The sequence below is a fragment of the Thermus islandicus DSM 21543 genome, from assembly GCF_000421625.1.
GTDB classification, from domain to species: domain Bacteria; phylum Deinococcota; class Deinococci; order Deinococcales; family Thermaceae; genus Thermus; species Thermus islandicus.
Window position 1 is genome coordinate 148,101 of record NZ_ATXJ01000001.1, and the last position, 23,794, is coordinate 171,894.

Annotated in this window: 26 protein-coding genes and 1 other RNA gene; 17 read left to right on the plus strand and 10 right to left on the minus strand. The window is 70.2% G+C overall.

The features are described 5' to 3' along the window. From H531_RS0100770 to H531_RS0100785, 4 genes are read left to right on the plus strand one after another with little or no spacing between them, the layout of a single operon-like run. On the plus strand, window positions 1-1,071 hold the full coding sequence (locus H531_RS0100770) for a M20 family metallopeptidase (protein WP_022797461.1): 1,071 nt from the start codon (window positions 1-3) through the stop codon (window positions 1,069-1,071). After that, window positions 1,056-1,292: a hypothetical protein gene (locus H531_RS0100775; protein ID WP_022797462.1), complete on the plus strand. Its 237-nt coding sequence runs from the start codon at window positions 1,056-1,058 to the stop codon at window positions 1,290-1,292. Before H531_RS0100770 ends, H531_RS0100775 begins: the two co-directional genes overlap by 16 nt. Continuing rightward, window positions 1,289-2,197 (plus strand): glucokinase, encoded by a 909-nt coding sequence (locus H531_RS0100780; protein ID WP_022797463.1) that lies wholly within the window; start codon window positions 1,289-1,291, stop codon window positions 2,195-2,197. The genes H531_RS0100775 and H531_RS0100780 overlap by 4 nt, the downstream gene beginning before the upstream one ends. After that, the gene (locus H531_RS0100785) at window positions 2,184-2,396 is read left to right on the plus strand and encodes a DUF2905 family protein (protein WP_022797464.1); all 213 of its coding nucleotides are present in this window, start codon (window positions 2,184-2,186) and stop codon (window positions 2,394-2,396) included. Before H531_RS0100780 ends, H531_RS0100785 begins: the two co-directional genes overlap by 14 nt. Here the strand turns inward: H531_RS0100785 and H531_RS0100790 are convergent. After that, the gene (locus tag H531_RS0100790; protein WP_022797465.1) at window positions 2,316-4,001 is read right to left on the minus strand and encodes a hypothetical protein; all 1,686 of its coding nucleotides are present in this window, start codon (window positions 3,999-4,001) and stop codon (window positions 2,316-2,318) included. The genes H531_RS0100785 and H531_RS0100790 overlap by 81 nt on opposite strands. 153 nt (window positions 4,002-4,154) lie before the next feature. Here H531_RS0100790 and H531_RS0100795 point away from each other — a divergent pair, with 153 nt between their 5' ends. From H531_RS0100795 to H531_RS0100825, 6 genes are read left to right on the plus strand one after another with little or no spacing between them, the layout of a single operon-like run. Next, window positions 4,155-4,988, plus strand: coding sequence for a hypothetical protein (locus tag H531_RS0100795; protein WP_022797466.1), 834 nt, complete (start codon window positions 4,155-4,157; stop codon window positions 4,986-4,988). Window positions 4,989-5,039: 51 nt separating this feature from the next. Further along, complete coding sequence (locus H531_RS0100805) at window positions 5,040-5,873, plus strand: hypothetical protein (protein ID WP_022797467.1); 834 nt, start codon at window positions 5,040-5,042, stop codon at window positions 5,871-5,873. Continuing rightward, complete coding sequence (locus H531_RS0100810) at window positions 5,870-6,358, plus strand: hypothetical protein (protein ID WP_022797468.1); 489 nt, start codon at window positions 5,870-5,872, stop codon at window positions 6,356-6,358. Before H531_RS0100805 ends, H531_RS0100810 begins: the two co-directional genes overlap by 4 nt. 1 nt (window position 6,359) lies before the next feature. Then, complete coding sequence (locus H531_RS0100815; RefSeq protein WP_022797469.1) at window positions 6,360-9,464, plus strand: COG1470 family protein; 3,105 nt, start codon at window positions 6,360-6,362, stop codon at window positions 9,462-9,464. Window positions 9,465-9,485: 21 nt separating this feature from the next. After that, window positions 9,486-10,649 carry a hypothetical protein gene (locus H531_RS0100820; RefSeq protein WP_028490571.1) on the plus strand — a complete coding sequence of 388 codons (1,164 nt, stop codon included), beginning with the start codon at window positions 9,486-9,488 and terminating at the stop codon, window positions 10,647-10,649. A gap of 56 nt (window positions 10,650-10,705) precedes the next feature. Beyond that, a complete protein-coding gene (locus H531_RS0100825) occupies window positions 10,706-11,134 on the plus strand; it encodes a hypothetical protein (protein ID WP_022797471.1) in 429 nt (142 codons plus the stop codon). A 15-nt stretch (window positions 11,135-11,149) separates the two neighbouring features. Here the strand turns inward: H531_RS0100825 and folE are convergent, their stop codons facing one another. From folE to H531_RS0100845, 4 genes are read right to left on the minus strand one after another with little or no spacing between them, the layout of a single operon-like run. Continuing rightward, on the minus strand, window positions 11,150-11,761 hold the full coding sequence (gene folE / locus H531_RS0100830; RefSeq protein WP_028490572.1) for a GTP cyclohydrolase I FolE: 612 nt from the start codon (window positions 11,759-11,761) through the stop codon (window positions 11,150-11,152). Window positions 11,762-11,799: 38 nt separating this feature from the next. Further along, window positions 11,800-12,492: a gamma carbonic anhydrase family protein gene (locus H531_RS0100835; RefSeq protein WP_022797473.1), complete on the minus strand. Its 693-nt coding sequence runs from the start codon at window positions 12,490-12,492 to the stop codon at window positions 11,800-11,802. Next, the gene (locus H531_RS0100840) at window positions 12,473-12,853 is read right to left on the minus strand and encodes an NUDIX hydrolase (RefSeq protein ID WP_022797474.1); all 381 of its coding nucleotides are present in this window, start codon (window positions 12,851-12,853) and stop codon (window positions 12,473-12,475) included. Before H531_RS0100840 ends, H531_RS0100835 begins: the two co-directional genes overlap by 20 nt. Then, window positions 12,844-13,707, minus strand: coding sequence for a DUF1028 domain-containing protein (locus tag H531_RS0100845; RefSeq protein WP_022797475.1), 864 nt, complete (start codon window positions 13,705-13,707; stop codon window positions 12,844-12,846). The genes H531_RS0100840 and H531_RS0100845 overlap by 10 nt, the downstream gene beginning before the upstream one ends. 76 nt (window positions 13,708-13,783) lie before the next feature. Here H531_RS0100845 and H531_RS0100850 point away from each other — a divergent pair, with 76 nt between their 5' ends. Genes H531_RS0100850 through phnE form a run of 3 tightly spaced genes read left to right on the plus strand, consistent with a single transcriptional unit; the run spans window position 13,784 to window position 17,069 of the window. Beyond that, window positions 13,784-14,653 (plus strand): phosphate/phosphite/phosphonate ABC transporter substrate-binding protein, encoded by an 870-nt coding sequence (locus H531_RS0100850; RefSeq protein WP_022797476.1) that lies wholly within the window; start codon window positions 13,784-13,786, stop codon window positions 14,651-14,653. 44 nt (window positions 14,654-14,697) lie between these two features. Then, window positions 14,698-15,447 carry a phosphonate ABC transporter ATP-binding protein gene (gene phnC, locus H531_RS0100855; RefSeq protein WP_022797477.1) on the plus strand — a complete coding sequence of 250 codons (750 nt, stop codon included), beginning with the start codon at window positions 14,698-14,700 and terminating at the stop codon, window positions 15,445-15,447. After that, on the plus strand, window positions 15,444-17,069 hold the full coding sequence (gene phnE, locus H531_RS0100860; RefSeq protein ID WP_022797478.1) for a phosphonate ABC transporter, permease protein PhnE: 1,626 nt from the start codon (window positions 15,444-15,446) through the stop codon (window positions 17,067-17,069). Before phnC ends, phnE begins: the two co-directional genes overlap by 4 nt. Window positions 17,070-17,080: 11 nt before the next feature. On the opposite strand, the gene H531_RS0100865 is transcribed toward phnE, so the two are convergent. Next, window positions 17,081-17,764: a hypothetical protein gene (locus H531_RS0100865; protein WP_022797479.1), complete on the minus strand. Its 684-nt coding sequence runs from the start codon at window positions 17,762-17,764 to the stop codon at window positions 17,081-17,083. 50 nt (window positions 17,765-17,814) lie between these two features. Here H531_RS0100865 and H531_RS0100870 point away from each other — a divergent pair, with 50 nt between their 5' ends. Further along, a complete protein-coding gene (locus tag H531_RS0100870; protein ID WP_022797480.1) occupies window positions 17,815-19,080 on the plus strand; it encodes a replication-associated recombination protein A in 1,266 nt (421 codons plus the stop codon). Window positions 19,081-19,242: 162 nt separating this feature from the next. Here the strand turns inward: H531_RS0100870 and H531_RS12560 are convergent, their stop codons facing one another. The 3 genes from H531_RS12560 to H531_RS0100885 form a co-directional block, all read right to left on the minus strand. Continuing rightward, window positions 19,243-19,533: a hypothetical protein gene (locus H531_RS12560; protein ID WP_022797482.1), complete on the minus strand. Its 291-nt coding sequence runs from the start codon at window positions 19,531-19,533 to the stop codon at window positions 19,243-19,245. 39 nt (window positions 19,534-19,572) lie between these two features. Further along, entirely contained in the window at window positions 19,573-20,289 is a 717-nt protein-coding gene (locus H531_RS0100880) for a carbohydrate ABC transporter permease (protein WP_084521265.1), read from the minus strand. A gap of 116 nt (window positions 20,290-20,405) precedes the next feature. After that, complete coding sequence (locus tag H531_RS0100885) at window positions 20,406-20,552, minus strand: hypothetical protein (RefSeq protein ID WP_156860425.1); 147 nt, start codon at window positions 20,550-20,552, stop codon at window positions 20,406-20,408. 190 nt (window positions 20,553-20,742) lie between these two features. Here H531_RS0100885 and H531_RS0100890 point away from each other — a divergent pair, with 190 nt between their 5' ends. Then, window positions 20,743-21,960 (plus strand): CaiB/BaiF CoA transferase family protein, encoded by a 1,218-nt coding sequence (locus H531_RS0100890; RefSeq protein ID WP_022797485.1) that lies wholly within the window; start codon window positions 20,743-20,745, stop codon window positions 21,958-21,960. 61 nt (window positions 21,961-22,021) lie between these two features. Here the strand turns inward: H531_RS0100890 and ffs are convergent. Next, window positions 22,022-22,122, minus strand: an RNA gene (gene ffs, locus H531_RS13750) — signal recognition particle sRNA small type. A gap of 19 nt (window positions 22,123-22,141) precedes the next feature. On the opposite strand from ffs, the gene H531_RS0100895 reads away from it, so the two are divergent. After that, complete coding sequence (locus H531_RS0100895) at window positions 22,142-23,020, plus strand: ABC transporter ATP-binding protein (protein ID WP_022797486.1); 879 nt, start codon at window positions 22,142-22,144, stop codon at window positions 23,018-23,020. After that, complete coding sequence (locus H531_RS0100900) at window positions 23,013-23,783, plus strand: DUF2705 family protein (protein ID WP_022797487.1); 771 nt, start codon at window positions 23,013-23,015, stop codon at window positions 23,781-23,783. The genes H531_RS0100895 and H531_RS0100900 overlap by 8 nt, the downstream gene beginning before the upstream one ends. Window positions 23,784-23,794: the final 11 nt, after the last annotated feature.

The window sequence follows — 23,794 nt, forward strand, 5'->3', positions numbered from 1 at the left end:
GTGGACTGGGTCAGGCTCCTCTCCCGCCTCCTCCAAGCGGCAAGCCTCCCCGGGGAGGAGGGGGAGGTGGCGGGCCTCCTCCTGGAGGCCCTGAAGGGGATGGGCCTCGAGGCCACCCTGGACGAGGCCGGGAACGTGGAGGCCCTCCTGGGGGAAAAAGAGCCCGAGGTGGTCCTCGCCGGGCACATGGACGTGGTGCCCCCAGGCGACCCCGCCCGCTGGCCCCACCCCCAGGGCGCCGTGGCCGAGGGCGCGGTGTGGGGCCGGGGGGCGGTGGACATGAAGGGCCCCCTGGTGGCCATGCTCCTGGCCCTGGAGGCCCTCAAGGAAAGGCCCCTGCGGGGCCGGGTGCGCTTCCTGGCCACGGTGCAGGAGGAGGTGGGAGGGCTTGGGAGCCGCTACGCGGCGGAGAGGCTTTCCCCCTTGGCCTTCCTCCTGGGGGAGCCCTCGGGTAGACGGCTTGTGCGGGGGCACCGAGGCCGGGCAGAGGTATGGGCGGACTTTGAGGGGGAGGAGGCCCACGCCGCCCTAGCGGGCCCCGAAAACCCCCTCTTTGACCTGGCGGAATACCTCCTCGCCCTAAGGGAGCTTCCCCTGCCCCAAGGGGTCAAGCTCACCCCCACCCGGGTGGACACCTACCCCGGGGCCAGGAACCAGACCCCGGGGGTGGTGCGGCTCTACCTGGACCTGCGCTACGAGCCCGAGGCCGACCTAGACGGGCTTCTCGCCGCTTTGCGCACCCTGGGGCGGGCCTCGGTCTACGTCCCCGAGGAGGAAAGGGCCTCGGGGGAGGTGCGCCTCGTGATCCCCGCCCTCTGGCCGCCCTACCGCCTCCCCGAGGACCATCCCCTCCTCCTCCTGGCCCTGAAGGCCCTGGGCCAGGAGAGGGCGGGGCTTTGGCCCTTCACCACCGACGCCCCCTACCTGGGGGCCAAGGCCCCGGTGCTGGGCTATGGCCCCGGGGACCCGGCCCTGGCCCACACCCCCAAGGAGCACATCCCCCTCGCCGAGGTGGAGGCCGCAGGCAGGGACTACGCCCGCCTCGTGGAGGCCCTATGGAGCGCCGCCTGATCGCCGGGACCCCTTACCGCAAGCTTCTCACCGCCCCCCGCCCCGTGGCCGAGGGGCTAAGGGCGCGCCTCGAGGCCCGGGGCATCCCCGTGGCCCTGGAGACCCCCTTCGCCGACCTTCCGGAGGCCGCTTTGGGCACCTACATGGGGGACGTGGCCCTCTGGGTGCCCGAGACCCTTTTGGGAGAGGCCGAGGCCCTCATGGAGGAGGGGATCCCATGACCGTGGTGGGCCTGGACCTGGGCGGCACCAAGATCGCCGCCGGGGCCTTTGACGGGACGCGGCTCCTTTCCCAGGTGGTCCTCCCCACCCCCAAGGAGGGCGGGGAGAAGGTGGTCGGGGCCCTGGCGGAGGCGGCGCGCCAAGCGGAGGAGAAGGCGGGGGTGAGGGCGGAGGCCCTCGGCCTGGGGACGCCGGGGCCTTTGGACTTCCGGGAGGGGGTGATCCGCTTCACCCCCAACATCCCGGGGCTTTTGGACTTCCCCATCCGCCGCCTCCTGGAGGAGGCCACGGGGCGGCCCGTCTACCTGGAAAACGACGCCAACGCCGCCGCCCTGGCGGAGCACCACCTGGGGGCGGCGAGGGGGGAGGCGAGCTCCCTCTACCTCACCGTGTCCACGGGGATCGGGGGCGGTGCGGTCCTGGGGGGAAGGGTGCTCCGGGGGGAGCGGGGGCAAGGAGGGGAGTTCGGCCACACCACCCTCCTCCCCGGAGGGCCCCTGTGCGGCTGCGGCCTGGAGGGGTGCCTCGAGGCCCTGGCCGCAGGCCGGGCCCTGGAGCGGGACGCCGCCTACGCCTACCAGCGGCCCGTGGACACCCGGGAGCTCTTCCGCCTCTTCCAGGAGGGGGAGCCCAAGGCGGAGCGCCTCCTCCTCCAGGCCGCCCGCTACGTGGGGATGGGCCTCGCCAGCCTGGTGAAGGCCTTTGACCCCGGGGTGGTGGTGGTGGGCGGGGGGCTCGCCCTGAACGCCCCCCAAGGGTACTGGGAGGCCCTCCTGGAGGCCTACCACGGCTACCTTAAGGGCTGGGAGGTCCCCCCCCTGCGGAAGGCCCTCCTGGGGGCCGAGGCGGGGCTTCTGGGGGCCGCCCTCACGGCCTTCCTGGAGGTGAAGCATGGGGGTGGGTAAGGTCCTGGTCTATGCCGGGCTTTTCCTGCTCCTCTTGGGGCTTTCTCTCCTTTACTTTCCCAAGCTCTTCGCCTGGTTCGGCCACCTGCCCGGGGACATCCGCATTGAGCGGGAGGGCCTAAGGGTGTACATCCCCCTCACCTCGGCCCTGCTCCTTTCCCTCCTCCTTACCCTGCTCCTCAACCTCTTCCGCCGTTAGGTCCAAGGCCCAAAGCCCGCCCGCCCGGGGCCGGAAGGTCCTGAGGGTGAACTCCGCCACCCCCAGGCCGAAGAGCCGCAAGGCCAAGGGCCCCGGAGGCGCGAGGAAGCGGTGGAGGAAGACCCCCCGGAGGCCCACGTACCCCTCTTTCCTCGAGGCCCTGAGCCCCAGGAAGAGGCCCAGGGTGTCCTCGGGGGCATAGGCCTGCCCCGCCACCTCCAGGACCAGGACCTCCTCCAGGGGCTCCAGGACCAGGCGGGCCTCGTCCCCGGGCTCCACGAGGGCGGCCCAGAAGCCCTTTTCCCCGGCGAAGACCCCTTCCTCGCGCAGCGGAAGGAGGACCCGCTCCCCCCCCAGGCCCACCGCCCGCCTCCTCCCCCCCTCGCCCGCCAGGGCCTGGCGCAAGGGCCAGGGAAGGAGGCTCGCCACGGGTTCCCCCAGGGCCAGGCGGTGGAGGGCCTCCTCCTGAGGGCGGCCCGAGAAGGCCAAGGCGGTGGCGGCGCGCCCATGGAGCTCCTGCCGCCGCCCCGGGGCCAAAGCGGCGTAGAGGAGCCGCCTCTCCCCCTCCCGGGCGAAGCGGTACCCTCCCTGGTAGACCAAAAAGCCCTTGCGTTCCAGCTCGTCCAGGTAGGCCATGGCCTCGAGGGCGTCCAGCACCTCCTCGGGGATCCGCCCCGGGTGCACGGAAAGCCGCTCCAGGGCAAGCCGCGCCGGCTCGCTGAGGAAGCGGGTCTGCAGGCGGAGCTGGGCCAGGGGGCGCCTGGGCCCTTCGGGGCAGGCCCGCCACTCGGGGATCCATTCCGGCTCCCCCCCGGCGAAGAGGTACGCCCGGGCCGCCTCGGGAAAGGGGACCCCCGAAAGGATCTCCCTCCTGGCCTCCGCCCAGGTGAGGGGGGGCAGCTCCAGCACCCGCAGGCGCTCCGGTGGGTAATGGGCCCTAAGCTCCAGGAAAAAGCGGGGCTCCTCCCCGGGGTCCAGGCGCAGGACCAAAAAGGCCCGGGAGCGCAGGAGGTCCCGGGGGGAAAGGGGAGGGTAGGGGGGCTCCAGGTAGACCAGCCCCTCGGGGCGCAGGGCCTCGTGGAAGGCCAGGCCCAGCACCCCGGCCAGGGCCCGGGCAAAGGCCTTCTGGCCCGTCCCCAGCCGCCCCCGGAGGACCAGGAGGAAGGGGGGGCGGAGGGAGGCGAGCCCTTCCAAAAGCCTCTGCCGCCCCGCCGCCCCGGGGGAGGAGGCGTAGCGGTCCCGCACCTCCAAGACCCAGTCCATAAGCCCGCCCACCCCCTCCAAGCCCTCCAGGACCTCCCCTGTGCCCCCGGGTTCCAGGCGCACCCACCCGGGGAGGACCAGGGGGTCCTGCCCCTGGGGGAAGACCGCCCGGCCCAGGGCTTTTCCCAGGCGGTGGAGCTCCACCCGCAGGTTCTGCAGGCCGGAGGCGTGGCCGTAGAGGAGGTCGGCCAGCCTCGCCCGGGAGGCGGGGCCCTCGACGGCCAGGTAGTAGAGGAGCGCAAGCCCCTTCTTCGGCAGGCGCACCTCCCGGCCCTGGACCAGAAGCCTCGGCCGGCCCCGCAGGGGCAGGACGTGAAGGGGAATGTTAACCGCCCGTTTCAACGCGTTACCGCCTTTGCCTCAAGGGTACCACGATCTCCCCTTTAGCGGGAGGCCAAGGCCCCAAAAGGGCGTAACGCCGGGGTTACGGGGAGGCGGGTACGGTGAGGGCGTCCTCGGAGGCCACCACCTCCGGGGGCGGATTAGGAGGCCATCATGCGCAAAAGGATTTTGGCAGCAGTCCTCGTTTTGGCGCCCCTGGCCCTGGCCCAGGCGCCCACCGTCGCCCCGACCAAGGGGAACGGGCCCGACGCCTACGCCAAGGGGCAGGACTCGGCGGCGGTGAACCAGACCATTGAGCTCATCCTCCCCAAGGCCACGGCCCTCCACCTGGACGTGACCAAGCTCACCTTTGACCTCACGGGGCTGGACGGGGCCACCTGGCCCAACTCCACGCCGGACTTCGGGGGGCAGATGGTGTGCGTCTACGGGCTCAGCGACCAGGACGTGAAGTCCCAGCTCGGGGACAACTTCTACAACCAGGTGCAGGTCCTCCCCTTGGGCACCAGCTACAGCACGGCCACCTGGCCCAACATCACCATCAACGGCGGCGGGGCCGTGACCGCCTACCCACCCATCAAGCTGGACAAGAATGGGGAGCTCGTGCCGGGGAGCAAGAACCACTTCGTCTGCTACCGCAGCTTCATCCTGCAGAAGTTCTCCAACGGCAAGCAGTGGCACCTGACCGTGAACCGCAACGACCCCCAGGGGGCCCAGGGCATCCAGCACCTCTACATTCAGGACAACCCCTGCGACACCTTTGGCGCGGCCACGGGTCTTTACGAGCTCCCCAACGGGGCCACCCTGGAGCTCGTGCCCAGGAACCTGCAGGCCGGGCCCACGGGCACCCGTTCCGGCAACAATCCCCAGCAGTGCGGCTACAAGAGCTGGCTGGATGACCTGGTGGTGGTGGCCGTCAAGGTCAACAGCGACCTCTGGGGCAAGAGCACCGCGAACCTCACCTACACCCTCGCCACCACCGCCTGGTAGCGGGCATGGAGCCTGGCCCAAAGGGCCAGGCTCCGCCCTTTTGGGAGCACCATGAAGCGAATCTTCCCCCTTCTCCTCCCCCTGGCCCTAGGCGCCCTGGCCCAAAGCACCCTGGGCGTGGAGCCCCCGGTCCTCCTCGAGGAGGCCAAGCCGGGGGAGAGCCTCACCCAGACCCTCCTGGTCCACAACGTGGGCACCCGGCCGGTACGGGTCCGGGTAAGCCTCGGGGACTGGACCTACGACCCCATGGGAAAGATTCAGTTCCTGCCCCCAGGCACCCTGAAGGAGAGCGCAAGCCCCTGGACCGCCTTCTCCCCGGCGGAGTTCCTCCTGGGGGCGAAGGAATCCCGCCCCCTCACCTACACCCTCACCCTGCCTAAGGACGCGGCCCCGGGCACCCACTGGGGGGTGCTCTTCCTGGAGTCGGAAGACCCCAATCCGCCCCCCGGGGTGCCCCTGGCCATCTTCCGGGTGCGCATGGCCCACATCTTCTACGTCAACGTGCCTCCCCTAAAGACCTCGGGGCGCATCACCGGGATCGTCCCGAGCCCCCCTCAGCGGCCCCAGGACCCCTTCCGCTTCGCCCTGCAGTACCAAAACACGGGCAACACCGCCCAGAAGCTCTCGGGGCGCTTTGAGGTGCGGGACGCCACCGGAAAGAAGGTGGCTGAGGCGGAGGTGGAGGAGGTGGTGGTCCTGCCGGGCCAGGTGCGGGTCCTCCCCGTGGCCCTGGTGGGGCCTTTGCCCGTAGGGAACTACACCGCCCTGGCCATCCTCAACTACGGCGACCCCGCCAAGGACGTGGCCGCCGACCTGCCCTTCGTCCTGCGCGCCCCCCTGGCCCCACCCCCCTCCCGGGAGGGGGAGAAAGGAGGCACCCCGTGAGAGCCCTTTTGGTCGGCCTCTTCCTCGGACTGGCCCCCGCCTTAGCCCAGGCCACCTGGATCCTCCAGACCCTGATCCCCGAGACCGTGGCCATCCGCACCCCCACCACCCAGATCGCCTTTGAGCTCAAGGACTACCCTCCCAAGGCCTTCCCCGCCCTCTACCCCGCCAGCAACCTGGAGGGGGGCGTCCTTCCCGTCCAGGTCTTCTCCAACGCCCCAGGGGTTTGGAGCCTGCTCCTGCAGATCCCCGACCTCAAGGACCCAGGCGGTGCGCTCCTCCTGCCCGCCCGCCAGGTGCTCTACCGGGTGAACGGCGGGCTTTGGCTCCGGGCCGACGGCACCCCGCAGATCGTCTACACCCAGACCGGCCCCACGGGGGACTGGCTGGAGATCCGCCTGGAGTTCGCCCTGGAGCTTCTCGGCAACGAGCGCCCCGGAACTTACGTGGTCCAGGCCCTGGTCACCGCCTTGAGGCAGCCTTAGGATGCGCCTCCTCGCCCTCTCCCTCCTCCTGGGCCTGGCCTGGGCCCAGGTGCGCTTCCTCCCTTCCCCGGAGCTTTCGGGCCCCCCGGGGGAGTACCTGACCCTGGCCCTGCAGGTGGAGGGCAGGGGCACGGTGCGCTTCCGCCTCGAGCCCCCAGAGGGCTGGCAGGCCCTCTCCACTGAGCGGGTGGCGGCGCTGGAGGGGGGGGTGGAGACCCTGAGCTTTACCCTGCGGGTGCCTTCCCTGCCCGCGGGCACCCGGGGGCTGGCCCGGGTGGTGGCCTACCAGGAGGAGCGGGAGGTAGCCCGGAGCGAGGTGGGGCTCCTCGTGCTCCCGCGTACGGAGATCGCCCTCGCCGCCCCGGCCACCCTCGAGGTGGAGCTTGGGGGGCCCTTTGAGTTCCCCGTCTACGTGACGAACCGCTCCAACCAACGGGAGGAGGTGCTCTTGGAGGCGGAGGCCGCCATGGCCCAGGTTCTCCTCAGCCCTCCGGGCCTCAGCCTGGCCCCCGGGGAAACCGGGGTGGCGCGGGTCCTGGCGAGCCCCCAGGGCCAGATCTCCGCGGGCTACCGCTTCTACCTGAAGCTCCGGGCCACCCCCAAGGGGAAGGCCGAGGCCGGCAAGGAGGCAGGGGTCATCGTCCTCTTCCGCGACCCCCTAGGCCGCCGCGGCCAGGGCAGGGATCCCGAGCTCACCCTGGGCCTGGCCCTGTCCCTCGCCCTGGGGGCCACCTGGGAGCGGGGCCAATGGCAGGGGCAGCTGGGCTACCAGGTGGCCCCGAGCCTCTTTGGGGCCCTCTCCGACTACGTGACCGCCGCCGCCACGCCCGACCCCCTGAGCGGGGACCTGGAAAACCCCCTGCGCCCGCCCCAGACCCTCACCCTGAGCCTCAAGGGGGAGGGGTGGGAGGCGCGGGCCCAGGGAGGTGGGGGGAGGTTCGGCCTCTCCGGGAGCTTCCGCCTGCAGGCCGTGCGCCTAAGCCTGGAAGGGACCTACCGCCCCCAGGCCCTGGGTTTCCGGGCGGGCGGGGTGAGCCTGAACCGGGCCCTGGACCTGCAGGGAAGCCTCAGCACCCAGTCCACCCCCACGGGGCGGCAGGACGCCCTGAGCCTCCGCTACCGGATGCCCTTGGAGGCGGGACTGAGCCTGGGCCTGGGCACCGACCTCTCGGGCCAGGCGGCGGGGGTCTACCGCCTTTCCTTCGGGTTCAGCCAGAACCTCACCTGGCAGACCCAGGAGGTGGAGTGGGTGCAAAGCTATAGCGGCGTCCCCTTTTCCGGCATCCACACCCTGGGGCTCACCGGGGGCACGCGGAGCCTTTACCCCTTGGGCCTTCGGGCCAGCACCAGCCTCCAGCTGGGCTCCCAGGCAGGGGTTTGGCAGAACCAGGTGACCCTGTACTACCAGCCCGCGGCGGGCACCTTCCTGAGCCTCACGGGAAGCTACCAAAAGCAGGGGGAGAACCAGGGCTACGGCCTGGCGCCGAGCCTCAGCGTGGTCTTCGGCCAGCCGGGCGCCTTCACCGGGAGCCTGGGCCTGGGCTACGGCCTCTCCCGGGCCCTTTCGGGCGAGGCCCCGGAGAGCCAAAGCTACCAGGGAAGCCTGTCCCTTTTCACCAGCGACCTCAGCCTTTCGGGGTCCGTGCGCTACGTGAGCCAGCAGTCTCCCCTCCTTGAAGGCAGCCTCCTCCTGCGCTACGCCTTCTTGGGGGGGAGCCTCGAGGGCCAGTACCTGGTGAAGCGGGGGACGGACAAGGACCTCACCCTTTACGGGGCCGCCTGGAACCAGCTCTGGCCCGGCGCCCTGCAGAGCCGCCTCTTCTACGAGTACCGGCTGGAGGCCGGAACCAGCCAGCGCCTCGGCCTCGCCCTTTACCAGAGAAACTTCCTGGAGCCGGGCCTGGCCCTGGGGGCCTCCTACACCCTCACCCTTCAGGGCGGAGAGGCCCGCCACGGCTTCGGCCTCACCCTGGCCTACGCCCAGGCCCTCACCTTCCCCACCCCCAAGGAGGTGGTGGACCTCTTCGGCGGGCGCCAGGGAGGGGAGGTGGCGGGCCAGGCCTTCCGGGACGAGAACCTAAACGGGCGCCTGGACCCTGGGGAAGCCCCGCTGGCAGGCCTTAAGGTCTGCCTGGGGCGGGTCTGCGAGACCACGGACGCCGAGGGGCGTTACCGCCTCTTCGCCGCCCCCGGCCAGGGCCGCCTCCTCTTCCCCAACCTGCCCGCCACCCTGGCCCTCGAGGGGGAGGAGGACCTGGAGGTGAGGCTGAACGCCCGCCTGGAAAAGCCCCTGCCCTTCGCCCAGGCCACCCGCCTGGCGGTGGAGGTCTGGGACCAGGAGGGGGAGCGGGGGCTCCCCTACGCCGGGGTCTGCGCCCAGGGGCCCGTGACCCGGTGCGCCCGGGCGGACGCCGAAGGGAGGGCCCTCCTGGGAGGGCTCTTCCCGGGCACCTACCGCGTCTACCCCGATGCCCGCTACCTGCCCGGGGGCTACCGGGAGGCCAGGGCCCTGGAGGTGCGGGTAGGCCTCGAGGGTCCCCCACCTGCCCTCCGGCTGGAGGTACTGCCGCCCAAGCGGGAGGTGGAGGTCACCTACACCGCCGAGGGCCTGAGCCTGGTGGCGGCCCTGGACCCCTCCACCCCCATCGCCGGGGCCGAGGTGGAGGTCAAGGCCCTGGTCCAGGGGGAGGTCAAGGAGGTCTGGCTGGAGCTCCCCGCCGGGCCCGTACCCCTCCTTCCCCAGGGGGGCAACTACTACGCCGCCAAGGTGCGCCTCCCCCTCCCCCCGGGGTTCCACGCCTTGAAGGTTCGGGCCAGGGGCCGGGAAGAGGCCGAGACTCCCCTCCTCCTCCAGGTGGTGCCGGGCCTCCTCTACAGCCCCCAGGCCCTCGAGGGCCCCGAGGTGCGCCTCACCCTGCGCTTTCGGGCCAGGGAGGTGGCCCTCCGGGGGGAAGGCCAGTCCTTCGCCCTCAGGAGCGAGGACGGCTACACCTGGACCGGGAAGGTGGCCTTAAGCCCCGGCCTACACACCCTTTTGGTGCTGGCCGACGGGGAGGCCTTAGGACAGGTGGGCCTGAGCCTCCCCTCGGAGAGCGCAAACCACTGATTGGGAAAGGAAGGGATTGACATGCGCCATTGGTACAGCATCTTTCTGGCACTAGGATTCCTCGCCGCCTGCTCCCAGAGTCCCCAGGGGGCGAAACCCCAGGTGGCCGCGGGTCCCGCGGTTACGGTGGAGAAGACGGCCAACCCGAGCTTCAAGCGGACCTACACCTGGACCATCAAGAAGCGCGTCACCGACCCGGCCACGGGGTTTCTCCTCCTCGCCCCAGGGCAGTCCTACCTGGTGAAGTACGCGGTGGACCTGGTGGGCACTCCCAAGGACACGGACTTCAAGGTGGAAGGCACCGTTACCATCCAGAACACAGGGGTCGGGCCCGTGGTGCTAAAGGCGCCCACGGATACCCTTTCCACCGGGGAAAGCGTGAGCCTGAGTTGCGGGGTGAGCTTCCCCTACACCCTTTCCGAAGGGGCAAGCCTGGCGTGCACCTACAGCCAGCTCCTCCCCGACGGGCAGGCCCGGACCAACACCGTAGCCGTCCCCTGGGGCACCGACGGCACCACCTTCCCCAACACCGCCTCCGCCCAAAAGGCCTTCAGCTTCACCGCCCCCACACAGGTCGTGGACGGCAGCGTCAACGTGGCGGACCCCTCGGCCACCCCCGCCGGGTCCAACAGCAACATCACCCCGGAGGGAATCATCTCCAAGACGTACTTTTTTGAGCGCTGGGTGCGCTTTGAGGCCTGCGGGGAGTACCGGGTGGAGAACACCGCCACCTTCACCACGAACACCACCGGCACCCAGGGAAGCGCCTCGGCCACGGTGGCGGTGTCCGTGCCCTGCCAGGGCGGCTGCACCCTCACCCAGGGCTACTGGAAGACCCACTCCCGCTACGGCCCTGCCCCTTACGACCCCAACTGGGCCCGTATCGGCGAGGATACCGCCTTCTACCTCTCAGGCCAGACCTACTACCGGGTGCTCTGGACCTCCCCCCGGGGAAACGCCTACTACATCCTGGCCCACCAGTTCATCGCCGCCAAGCTGAATCGTCTGAACGGGGCCGGCACCACCCCAGCCGTGGACGCAGCCCTGGCCTGGGCCGAGAGCTTTTTCAATAGCTACGCCCCCGGAAGCGTTCCTGCCGATCAGGCCAGCCAGGCCAAGGCCTACGCCGCCACCCTGGACCAGTACAATAACGGCCTCATCGGCCCAGGACACTGCTCGGAGTAAGGACGCCCAGCCCCCGAGCAGCCCCACCCTGCCCGGGGGCCTCCAAGGAGGAAGAGATGAAAAAGACCCTTTTCAGCCTGCTTCTCCTCGCTGCCTGCTCCATGCCCCAAGGGATCCGGACCACGGGGGACCTGCGCCTCCAGTCGGTCCAGCCCGACGTGGTAGCGGGCTGCCCCGTGCGGGCCGGGGATTGGATGGCCCTCAAGGGGAACCGCTTTGGCTCCCAGGCGGACTGGGACCAGGGGAAAAGCTACGCCCTCTTTCCCCCGGAGCCCGGGCTTAGGGCGGAAGCCCCGGAGATCACCCAGGCGGCCAACCCCGCCACCCTAATGTTCCGCGTTCCCAAGGGGGCAGAAAGCGGAATCCTCCACCTTCACGTGGAGGGCGTGGGGGACGCGGAGATCCCCGTAACGGTTCAGGGAATAGCCCCCCAAATGGCCGTCCCTGGGTGCGAGATCCCGTCGCCGCCCCCTCCTCCGAGGTAGAACAGGGGCCCTTTTTTAGGGCTTCAGGTGGCTCAGGAACTCCTCCCGGGTCTTGGCGTCCTCCCGGAAAACCCCCAGCATGGCGCTGGTGATGGTGCGGGAGTGCTGCTTCTCCACCCCCCGCATCATCATGCAGAGGTGGACCCCCTCCACCACCACCCCTACCCCGCGGGGTTTCAAGACCTCCTGGATGGCCTCGGCGATCTGCACCGCAAGCCTCTCCTGCACCTGGAGACGGCGGGCGAAGAGGTCCACGATGCGGGCGAACTTGGAGAGGCCCAGGATCCGCTCGCTGGGGATGTAGCCGATGTGGACCTGGCCAAAAAAGGGGAGCATGTGGTGCTCGCAGAGGGAGTAGAACTCTATGCCCTTCACCACCACCATCTCGCTCCCCTCGGCCTGGAAGACCGCCCCGTTCACGATGGCCTCCAGGTCCTGGCGGTAACCCCGGGTCAGAAAGGCCCAGGCCTTGGCCACCCGCTCCGGCGTCTTCAAAAGGCCCTCCCGGCCCGGGTCCTCCCCAATCACCTGGAGCCACTCCGTGGCCAGCCCCTTGAGGCGCTCCAAGTCCAGATCCGTTTCAAAGGCCAGGCCGGTCTCCTCTATCTCCACCATCTTGCGTCCCATGGTGCTCCCTCCGGGGCCTTCCCTGTGTGGCCCCCGCCTCACTCCGGGGCGAGGAGCCCCTCCTCCAGGAGGGGCAAGGCCTCCTCCAGCCCCAAGGGGAAGCCCTGGGCCGCCCGCCTAAGGGCCTCCAGGGCCTCCTTCCTCGTGCGCTTGAGCCGCAGGTGGACCTCGCTGAAGGGGTTCAGGGCGTCCTGGCCCCTAAGGGTAAGGCGGTAGCGCTTGGGGGGCTCCACGGGGAAGAGGGCCTTTCGGTAGCGCTCCGCCAGGTCCTGGTAACGGAGGGCGTTCCCTTGGGGCTTGGCGGGGCCCACCACCCGGGCGGGCACCCCCAGGGCCAGCGTCCCCTCCGGGACCTCCATCCCCGCCGTCACCACCGCCCCCGCCCCCACCACGGCCCCCTTCCCGATGCGGGCCCCGTTCAGCACCACCGCCCCCATGCCCACGAGGGCCCCCTCCTCCACCACCGCCCCGTGGACCACGGCCCGGTGGCCCACGGTCACCCGGGCCTCGAGGAGGCAAGGGAAGCCGGGATCGGCGTGGAGCACGGCCCCGTCCTGCACGTTGGTCCCGGGCCCCACCACCACCCTCTCCAGGTCCCCCCGTACCACGGCCCCAAACCAGATGGAAGCCCCCTCCCCCACCTCCACCTCCCCCACCACGAAGGCCCCGGGGGCGAGGAAGGCGGTGGGGTGGACCTTGGGGGTCTTCTCCTCAAAGCGGTAGACGCTCAAGGGCCACCTCCAGAAGCCTCAGGTCCTCAGGGAAGGCGAGAAGGGCGCGGGCCTCCTCCAGGGCAAACCAGCCCGCCCCGGTCATGCCCCGCTCCAGCCTCGGCTCCCCCTCTCCCCGCATGAGGAACCAGTGGACCACCCGCTCCACCCCCTTGGGGTTCACGTAGCGGGTGGGGAAGAGGGGAAGGAGGACCTCCGCCCGGATCCCCGTCTCCTCGTAGACCTCGCGCACCGCCGCTTCCGGAAGGCCCTCCCCCTCCTCGGGATGCCCCTTGGGGAAGACCCAGAAGCCCATGCGGTCCCGGAGGAGGAGGACCTCCCCCTTGGCGTTAAAGACCACGCCCCCGGCTCCTAGCTCCACCCGAACCTCCCCTTGAGGTACTCCAGGGTGACCTCGTCCACCTCGGGCCCCCCCTGGTAGCGCTCCTCGAGGTTCTCCATGCCGATGAGGGCCAGGAAGGCCCGCTCCGTCTCCGGACCGAAGACCCCGTCCACCTCGCCCCGGTAAAGCCCCTGGCGCCGGAGGACCCCCTGGAGCCAGCGCACCTCCTCCTCCGTGAGGGGGCGCCGTTCCTTGGGCTTTTCAAAGAGGAGGCGGTGGAGGGCGAGGAGGCGGAAAAGCTCGTCTATGGGCTCGGGGTGGTCGTCGACCCGAAGGTCCAGGTACCGGTCCCAAAGCCCCCCGTACCCCTTCCCCTCCCCCACCACCAAGAGGGCGGCAGACTGCTTTCCCCGCTTGTCCCCCCCGGCCCTCTCCCCGGCCTTCAAGGCGAGGAGGAGCCTTTCGGGAAAGGGGGCTTGGGCGGTGAGGAAGACCTCCACCATGGCCTCCACCACTTCAGGGCCCGCAAGGAGGTTCCCCTGGGCCGCGTACCCCTCCCCCGCAAGGCCCCCGGCCCAGGGGTGGCACTCGGCCCCGGTGAAGGTGAGGCTCTCCCCCGTGGCCGCCACCAGGCCGAACTGGCGCCGCTCCAGGTGGGGGTCGGTGCGGCGGAAGGCCTCGAGGACCCCTTGGGGGCTGGCCCCTTGGCGAAGGAGGGCGAGGCCCTGGGGCCCGAACCGGGGGTTGGCGTAGGACTGGGTGGCGAGGGCCCCCACGCCCGCCTCGGCGAAGGGCACCACCGCCCCCACCGCCAGGAACTTGCTGGCCACGGCCACGCCCAGGTCCCCCGTCTTTGGGTCCCGGGCCACCAGGGAAAAGGTGGCCACCCGCATACCCTTATCCTAAGCGCCTTTCCCGGGCAGAGGTGCGGCTCTTGCCAAAACCGCCAAGGGGTGTACAATCCTCCTGATGAAACGCCTGCTTCTCCTGCTTGCGGCCCTCCTTGGCCTCGGCCTGGCCCAGGCCCCGGTCAAGGTGCGCATCGGCTTCAACCCCACCCAGAACTCCGACCAGCTCAAGGCGGCGGCCCAGGCCATCGCCGACTACATTGAGAAGGAGTTCCGGGGCACCGTGGAGGTGGAGATCTTTGTGCCCACCGAGTACCGCGGCCTCATTGAGGCCATGAAGGCGGGCAAGCTGGAGTTCGCCTTCTTCCCCCCGGACGGGTACGTGCTGGCCCACCGGGAGGCGGGGGCCGAGGTCCTGCTCAAATCCGTGCGCAACGGCAACCCCTACTACTGGTCGGCCATCATCGTGCGCAAGGACTCGGGGTACAGGCGCATCGAGGACCTCGAGGGCAAGACCATCGCCTGGGTGGACCCCCTTTCCGCCGCGGGCTACGTCTTTCCCCGGGCGGCCCTGGTGAGCCGGGGCATCAACCCCGACACCTTCTTCGCCAAGCAGGTCTTCGCCGGCAAGCACGACGCCGCCGTCTTGGCGGTCCTCAACAGGTCGGTGGACGCCGCCGCCACCTTCGCCAACGACGACAAGAACAAGTCCGGGGCCTGGACCCAGTTCCTCAAGCCGGAGGAGGCCCGGCAGATCACGGCCATCTTCTACTCCAAGCCCATCCCCGGGGACACCTTCTCCGTGGCCAAGGACTTCCTGGCCAAGTACCCCAACCTGGCCCGAGGAATCGCCGCCGCCATCCAGCGGTGCAAGGCCCCGAACTGCAAGCTCCTGCAAAACCTGTACCGCATTGACTACATGGTCCCCGCCAAGGACGCGGACTACGATGTGGTGCGGGAGGCCCGGCGCATCTCCGGACAGGACAAGTGAGGGCCAGGCCCCCGGGGCCGCCCTGAGGTCCTTTGGGCCCTCCCATGATTGAGGTGAGGCGCCTAAGCAAGGTCTACCCCGACGGGACGCGTGCCCTTTCCGGGGTAACCGTTTCCATACCCGAGGGCGACTTCGTGGCCATCCTCGGCCTTTCCGGGGCAGGCAAGAGCACCTTCCTGCGCACCCTAAACCGCCTGGTGGAGCCCACCGAGGGGGAGGTGTGGGTTGGCGGGGTAGAGGTGACCCGGCTCTCCCGCAAGGACCTCCAGGCCTTCCGCCGCCAGGTGGGCTTCATCTTTCAGCAGTTCAACCTGGTCCAGCGGCTCACCGTCTTGGAAAACGTCCTCCACGGTCGCCTGGGCTACCTCCCCACCTGGCGGGGGCTTCTGGGCCTGTACCGCGAGGAGGATGTGGCCATCGCCCTGGAACAGATCCGGCGCGTGGGGCTTCAGGGCAAGGAGCGGGCCCGGGCCGACCAGCTCTCCGGTGGACAGCAGCAGCGGGTGGCCATCGCCCGGGCCCTGGCCCAGGAGCCCCGGCTGATCCTGGCCGACGAGCCCATGGCCTCCCTGGACCCCCGGCTTTCCGACGTGATCCTGGGCATCCTCAAGGAGTACAACGAGGAAAAAGGGGTGACTGTCCTGGTGAACATCCACGTGCTGGAGCTGGCCCGGCGCTATGCTCGCCGCATCCTGGCCTTCAACCGGGGGCATCTGGTGTTTGACGGCCCCGTGGAGGCCCTCACCCCGGAGGTGGAGGCCCGGGTGTACGCGGGCAACCTGGAGGCGCTATGAGCCTCGGCCTCTTCCTCGCCGGCCTCCTCCTGGCGGGCCTTCTGGGCCTGGGCCAGGGCTCGGTGCGCCGCTACCAGGTGGCCGCCGGGCTAGGCCTCCTGGTGGCCAGCGCCGCCTTCCCCCTGGCGCAGGCCGTGGGGTACCTCTCCCGGGAGGCCCTGGGGCCCACCCTCCTGGCCCTGCTGCCCTTCGCCCCGTACCTAGCCCTGGTGCCCCTAGGGGGGCTTCTGGCCCTGGGGTTCGCCCCCCTGGGGGGGCGGGTAGCGGGGCTCGGGGGAGCGGTGGGAGGCGGGCTAGGCCTCCTTAGCCTCCTTGCCTTCCTGCAGGGCCCGGCGCACCTGGTGCGCCTCAAGCCCCTCCCCGGCCTCATGGAGGGGTTTGCGGGCCTCGCCCTCTTCCTCACCCTCGCCCTCCTCGCCTACCAGGACCGGCGCCGGGCCTGGCTCTGGCTTCCCTTGGGGGGGGCTCTGGGCCTTGCGGGCTTCCTCTGGCTCAGCTCGCCCGCGGGGCACACCTACTTCCCCCGGATGGAGGGCTACTACAAGCTGGTCCTGCCCGCGGAACCCGGCGCGGAGAGGCGCCTGGTGGAGCGCTTCAACCAGGGCCTCGAGGCGCTCAACCAGGCACGACGGGAGATCGGCCTGCCCCCCCTTAAACCCGTGGAGAGCCTCGCCGGCCTGGGCGAGGGACGCCTCCCCCAGGAGGTCAGCCAGGAGGGGTACCGGCTCCTCCGTCCGCAGGCCCCGGGCTACGGCGCCGCCGCCCTCCTGCTCTTCCTTGGTGTCCTGACGGGGTCCGGGCTCTGGCTCCTCCGGTCCCCCAGCCTCCAGGAAGCCGGGGACCTACGCGCGGGCCTCGTCCTGGCCGGGGTGGCCTTGAGCGTCTTTCCTGCCTTTGACGCCACGGAGTTTGACCTGGGCAAGCTGGTCAAGGGCTGGCCCTTCCTGGTGAACTTCCTGCACCGAGCCTGGCCCCCCAACCTGGCCCAGCCGGAAAGCGGCCTCTATCCCCTCCAGAGCGTGGCCAGCGAGATGCTCCTCACGGTGGAGATCGCCCTGGTGGGCACCCTGCTCGCCGCCCTTTTCGCCCTCCCCACCAGCTTCCTGGCCGCGCGCAACCTCACCTTCCGGAGCCCCCTTCTCCGCCCCCTCTTCTACCTGGTGCGGGCCTTCTACAACGTGGACCGGGGGATAGACACCCTGATCCTGGCCCTGGTCCTGGTGGCGGCCGTGGGGCTCGGCCCCTTCGCCGGGGTGCTGGCCATGGCCATCCACTCCCTGGCCGACCTGGGCAAGCTCTACTCCGAGGCCATAGAGAACGTGGACCGGGGGCCCATTGAGGCCCTGGAGAGCGTGGGAGCGAGCGGCAGCAACGTCCTCCGCTGGGCCATCCTGCCCCAGGTCCTGCCCCTCTTCGTGTCCTACACCCTCTACCGCTTTGAGATCAACTTCCGCGTGTCCATCGTCCTCGGGCTGGTGGGAGCGGGAGGGATCGGCTTCTTCATCAAGGGGGCCATGGACGCCGGGCACTACGACCAGATGGTGATCGGGATCCTCGCCATCGTGCTGGTGGTGAACCTCATTGACTTCGCCTCCAGCTGGCTGCGAAGCCGCTTGGTGTAGGCCCCGGAGCCTCAGGACTGGAGGAGGGCCTCGGCCTCGAGGCGGGCGAGGACCCGCTCCAGGCTTCCCCCCCGCCAGCGCTCCACGGCATAGGTGGAAAGGGGAAAGCGCTCCTTAAGCCGCCTAAGAAGCCCCGCCGCGTCCTCAGGACGGCTTCCCTGGAGGACCAAAAGGTACCCCGTCTTAAGCCGGAAGGCCAGATCCCCCCGCCTAAGCTCCTCCTGGAGCTTCCCGGGGGGGGTCTCCGTGCCCAGGTAGATAAGGACCAGGGGCCGCCTCAGGGCCAGGCCCTCCAGGGCCCCCGCCATCCGCCTGAGGTCCTCCAGGCTCCCCACCCCGGGCAGGGGGGGGAGGAGGGGAGCCTCCCGCCCCGTGCCGAGGAAGAAGGCGGCCCCAAAGGCCAACGCTCCCAGGATCCCGCCCAGGGCCACGATCCCCGGCGCCTCGAGCCCCGTGAGGAGCAGGGTGCCCTCGAGGGCGAGCTGGAAGGCCAGAAGCCCCAGGCCCAGCACCAGGGCCAGCTGTACCGGAAAGGCCAGGGGAAAGCGGGAGTAGAGGCTTCCCGCCCCCGCCAAGAGCAGGGCGGCCGCCACCAGGCCGAGGCCCCGGTCCACCTGGCCCGGCGGGCCGAACCAGGCCAGGGGGGCGAGCCCGAGCAGGCAAAGACCCCAGGGCAGAAGGAAAAGCCCCCGCATGCCTCCCAAGGCTACCACAACCCCCCTTAAGCCGGCCTTAGCATGAGGGGGTGGAGCCCCTTGCGGAGCGCCTCAGGCCCCAAAACCTGGAGGAGGTCCTGGGCCAGCCCCACCTCACCGGCCCCCAGGGCCTTCTCCGCCGGATGCTGGAGGGGAAGAGGCTCTTTTCCATGGTCCTCTTCGGCCCCCCGGGCACGGGCAAGACCACCCTGGCGAGGCTCCTCGCCGAGGGGGCGGGGAGGCCCTTCCTCCGGCTTTCCGCCGTGGAGGCGGGGCTTAAGGAGGTGCGCCAGGCGGTAGAAAGGGCCAAGGAGGGAGGGGGGCTCGTCCTCCTCCTGGACGAGGTCCACCGCTTCAACAAGGCCCAGCAGGACGCCCTCCTCCCCCACCTGGAGTCGGGCCTCCTCACCCTCATCGGGGCCACGGCGGAAAACCCGGCCTTTGAGCTCGTCCCCGCCCTCCGCTCCCGCCTCCGCTTTTTCCCCTTGAGGCCCCTCCAGGAGGCCGACCTCCTCGCCCTCCTCCGCCGGGCCCTGGAGGACCCCCGGGGGCTTCCCGGCACCCCTTACGAGGAGGAGGCCCTAAGGCTCCTGGCGAGGGCGGCCGAGGGGGATGCCCGCTTTGCCCTGAACACCCTAGAGCTGGCCGCAAGCTTCGGCCGGGTGGACCTAAAGAGCGTGCGGGAGGCCCTGGGGGCGGAGCGCTTCGGCATGGACCGGGAGGGGGACCGCTTTTACGACCTGGTCTCCGCCCTCCACAAGTCCCTGCGGGGAAGCCACGTGGACGCCGCCCTTTACTACCTGGCGAGGCTCCTCAAAGGCGGGGCCGACCCCCGGTACCTCGCCCGGAGGCTCATCCGGGTGGCCCTCGAGGACGTAGGCCTCGCCGACCCCCTGGCCCTAAGGCTCACCGTGGCCGCCAAGGAGGCCTACGAGGCCCTAGGAAGCCCGGAAGGGGAGCTGGCCCTGGTGGAGGCCACGGTCTACCTCGCCTTGGCCCCGAAGAGCCACAGCCTCTATGCCGCCTGGAAGCGGGCGGAGGAGGCGGCCAGGGCACACCCCGAGGCCCCCGTTCCCCTGAACCTGAGGAACGCCCCCACCGGCTTGGCCCGCGCTCTGGGCCACGGGGAGGGCTACGCCTACTACCACGAGGACAAGGAAGGCAGCTTCGCCCAAAGGTACCTGCCTGAGGGCCTCGAGGGCCTCCTCCTTTTCCAGGCCCAGGGGGAGGGCTGGGAGGAGCGGGTTCGGGCCCGGCTGGCCCAGCTTAGGGCCCGGTTTCAAGGCGGAAGCGAAGGGCCCCCGCCAGATAGATGATGAGGTTTTCCCCCACGAAAGCCCCCGCCTCGAGGCCCCCCTCCGGCCCCATATAACCGAAAGCCGCCTGGGGCACCAGGAGGACAGGGGGGCCGCAGAAAAAGTTGTACCCTCCGGGCGTACACGGAGGAAGAAGCCCCACGGCCAAGTGAAGGGGGGGGCTCAGGTAAAACCCCCCCTGGCCCAGGAGCACCCCCCCGGGGCTAAGGTGGCCTTAAGCCCAGCCCGAAGGCCAAGCTGAACGGAAAAGTTCTCCTCCTGGGCCCCATCGCCCCGGGCATAGGCCAGATAGGGAAGGGGAATCAGGGGGTAACGATCCCGGTTGGAAAAGGGATTCCGCATCAGGCTGAGCCCCAGGGCCAGCTCCTCTCCCCGCACCGGCTCGGGCGAACGCAAAACGGCCACCGGAAGGCACCCCGCAAGGAGAAGCGCCAAGGTCCAGACCGCACGCATACCCGTTGCCCCCTCGGGACGAGGGTAGCCCTTCGGGGATCAGCCCTTCAAGCCCTCCTCAAAGGTGGCCACCACCCGCCGCTCAAAGAGGAGGTAGAGGAGGGCAATGGGGAGCACGGAGAGCAGGGCCGCCGCCGAGAGGAGGCCCCAGTCCGTGGGGTACTTGCGCTGGAGGTCCGTGAGCCAGGTCTGCACCGTCCAGAACCGGGGGTCCGAAACGACGACCCGGGGGTAGAGGACCAGGTTCCAGTGGGCAGCGAAGGCCAGCACCCCGGCCGCCACCAGGCTGGGCCGGACCAGGGGGAGGAGGATGCGGAAGAGGAGGACCCGGTGCCCCGCCCCGTCCAGCCTGGCCGCCTCCAGAAGCTCCTCAGGGACGGCCCGCATGGCCTGGTAGACGAGGTAGACCACGAAGGGGCTCGCGGCGAAGGGCAGGACCAGGGCCCAGGGGGTCTCCAGGAGGGAAAGCCGTTTGAGGATGCCGTAAAGGGGAACCAAGAGGAGCTCGGCCGGGACGGCCATGAGGACCAGGTAGAAGGGGAGAAGCCCAAGCCCCGCCCGGAGGGCGTAGGCGGCGAGGAGGGCGGTGAGGAGCTGGAGGAGGGCCACCCCCGAGGAAAGGCCCAGGGAAAAGAGAAGCCTCCCCCAAAACCCCTCCTTGGCCAGGGCGCGCACGTTCTCCAAGCTGAGGCCCACCCGGGAAAAGAGCTCCCCCGAGTACACCGCCTCCTTGGGCATGAAGGCGGCGTAGGCCATCCAGAGGAAGGGGAGGAGCGCAAAGAAAAGGGCGAGGAGGGCGAGGAGGTGGCGCACGGGGGCATTCTACTAAACCCCGCCGAGGCCTGGCCCTCGGCGGGGAACCTCACGGGCCCCTAGTAGAGGTAGTAGCCGCCCGCGTAGTAGGAGACCTGCAAACCCTCGCCCCCGGGCCCGCCGTAGAGGAAGTAACCGCCCGCGTAGCGGGCCTCGGCCAGCCCAAGGAGGCCGAGCAGGAGGAGCGTAAGAAGGATCCGCCGCATCTTCCTCACCTCCTTTCCCCCGGCTTCCTGCCGGGACACCCTCCTTTTACGTACCCCACCGCGGCTTTCGCCGCGGTGGGGGCCCCAAAAGGGCCTCCTTACAGCCTGAGTTTGGCCATCCCAGGTTGCGAAACCAGCGTGCGGACACTTAGCCCAGCTCCCTTGAAGGAAAGGGGGTTAAGATGCCCTTGTGAAGCCCCTTTCTGGCATCAAGGTCCTGGACCTCTCTCGCGTTCTCGCCGGCCCCCTCTGCACCCTCATCCTGGCCGACCTGGGGGCCGAGGTGGTCAAGGTGGAGCCCCCTTGGGGGGACGAGACCCGGGGCTGGGGACCGCCCTTTTTGAAGGGGGAGAGCGCCTACTTTCTTTCGGTGAACCGGGGCAAGCGGAGCCTGGCCCTGGACCTGAAGCGTCCCGAAGGCCAGGAGGTGGTGCGGCGCCTCGCCCAAAGGGCCGATGTCCTGGTGGAGAACTTCAAGACGGGGGACCTTGAGCGCTACGGCCTGGACTATGAGCGCCTAAAGGGCCTGAACCCCCGACTGGTCTACCTCTCCCTCACCGGCTTCGGCCACACCGGGCCTCGGGCCAAGGAGCCGGGCTACGACGCGGCCCTCCAAGGCTATACCGGGATCATGTCGGTGACCGGGGAGCCCGAGGGCCCGCCCATGAAGGTGGGGGTGGCCTGGATTGACGTCATGACCGGAATGATGGGGGCGGTGGCGGTGCTCGCTGCCCTTCTGGAGCGGGAGAGGAGCGGAAAGGGCCAGCACATTGACCTCGCCCTCTTTGACGTGGGCCTCTTCGCCCTGGCGAACCTCGGGGAGAGCTACCTCCTCACGGGAACCCCCCCGAGGCGCCTCGGCAACGCCCACGCTCAGATCGTCCCCTACGGGGCCTTTCCCGCCGAGGACGGCTGGCTCGTCCTCGCCGTGGGGAACGACGAACAGTTCCGGAGGCTCTGCCAAGCGGTAGGGCTTCCCGAGCTCGCCCTGCGCTTTCCCAAAAACGCCCTTCGGGTGGCCCACCGCAAGGAGGTGGAAGGAGCCCTCTCCCAGGTCCTCCGCACCCAGCCCCGGGCCTTCTGGCTCAGGCTTCTCAAGGAAGCGGGTGTCCCCGCCGCGCCCGTGAACGACCTCAAAGAGACCTTCCAGGACCCTCAGGCGGAGGCCCGGGGGGCCGTCTGGACCCTCCCCCACCCCCTCCTGGGCACCCCCCCCACCCTGGCGAACCCCCTGCGCTTCCTCTCCCGCACCCCCGCAGGGCCAAGCCTCCCCCCGCCCCTCCTGGGAGAACACACGGAGGAGGTCCTCCTCGAGGCGGGCTTCTCCCCGGAGGAGGTCTCGGCCCTTGTGGAAAAGGGCGTGGTCCAGAAGGGAACCCTGGTAGAGGAGGGGGGAAAACTCCCGTGAGCGAGGCCCCTTTTCCACGGGAGCCCGCAGGGGCGGGCCTGTGGACAACCCTGTGGATAAACTGCCCCCGGCTTCCCAGCGGCGCCCGACCCGGAGCGCTTAGGGCTGCTTCCTTCCGGACCTGACCCGGTTCACGCCCGGACCGCCGCGCTGGACCGGGGGCTCGGGTAGTATAGCACCCATGGAGGCCCTGAGGCTACAGGGGATCGGCAAGCGCTACGGGCGCAAGCCCGTCCTGGAGGGGGTGAGCCTTTCCGTGCGCCCGGGGGAGATCTACGCCCTGGCCGGCCCCAACGGATCGGGCAAGACCACCCTGATCCGCTTGGTCACGGGGCTGGCCTTTCCCACCGAGGGGCGGGCCTTCCTCCTGGGAGAGGACGTGCACAAGAGCCCCGGTGCCCGGCGCCATCTGGGGGCGGTGGTGGAGGCCCCCGCCGCCTTTTACCCCTACCTCACGGGGCGGGAAAACCTGCGCCTTTACGCTTCCCTCTCGGGGGTGAAGGAGGAGGCCCGCCTCACCGAGGTGCTGGCGCGGCTTAAGCTCCTCGCCGTGGCCGACCAGAAGGTGGGGCGCTACTCCCTGGGGCAGAGGCAGCGCCTGGGCCTCGCCGCCGCCATCCTGCACCGCCCCAAGGTTCTGGTCCTGGACGAACCCACCTCGGGTCTGGACCCCGAGGGGGTGGAGCTCGTGCACGGCCTCCTCCAGGAGCTTGCCCGGGAAGGGGTCGCCGTCCTCCTCTCCACCCACCACCTAAGGGAGGTCTCGGGGTACGCCCAAAAGGTGGGGATCCTCGGCGGGGGAAGGCTCCTGGACGAGGTAGACCTCCCAAGCCGGGAGGTCTACCGCCTCGAGGCCGAGCCCCTGGAGGGGGCCCTGGCCCTCCTCAGGAGCCTTCCCCGGGTGGCCTCGGCCCGGATCCAGGGCGGGGCCATCCTCTTTGAGGGGGAGCCGGAGGCCGCCCTCCAGGCCCTTTTGCGGGAGGGCTACCGGGTGAGGGCCCTTTTCCCCCAGCGCTTTGACCTCCAGGCCTACTACCAGGAAAGGGTGAGGCATGCCTAGGCTCGTCCTCCTGGAGCTCTTCAAGCTCTTCCGGCTGCGCTCGGTGGGGCTCGGCCTCCTCGCCGCCTTCCTCCTTCCCTTCCTCTGGGCCTTGGCCCCGGGGCTCAAGGAGGTCTACGGCCTGGTCCTGGCCTCGGGCTGGCAGGTGGTGGCCTTGAGCCTCCTCGCCGGGATGGAGTTCCTCTTTCCCTTCCTGGTGGTCATGGCGGCGAGCGAGGCCCTGGGCAGCGAGGTGAGCCAGGGCACCCTAAAGGGCCTCCTCCTCCGCCCCCTTCCCCGGAGCGCCCTCCTCCTCGCCAAGCTTCTCGCCCTCCTCCTCTACCCCTTCGTCCTCCTGGGGGCAAGCTTCCTCGGGGGGGTGGTGGCGGGGCTGCCCCACGGCCTTGGCCCCTTCTTTGGCGGCACGGGCCTAGGGGAAGGGGGGTTCGCCGGCACGGGCCTCCTCACCCCAAAGGCGGCCCTCCTGGAGCTCCTCCGGGCCCATCTGCTGGCGGGGGCGGTGCTTTTGCCCCTCGCCTCCCTGGCCCTCCTCTACGGCACCCTCTTCCTCTCCACCACGGCAAGCGCCCTGGCGGCGGTGGCCACCCTCCTCCTCATGCGCCTTCTCGTGGCCTTCCCCGCCCTCGTCCCCTTCCTCCTCACCACCTACCTGGACCTCCACCTGAGGCCCCACGCGGCCGGGCTCGGCCTTCCCCTCCTCCTCATCTACACCGCGGGCTTCGCCCTCCTCGCCGCCCTGGTCTTTGAGCGCAGGGACCTTTAGGCGGCGCTGGC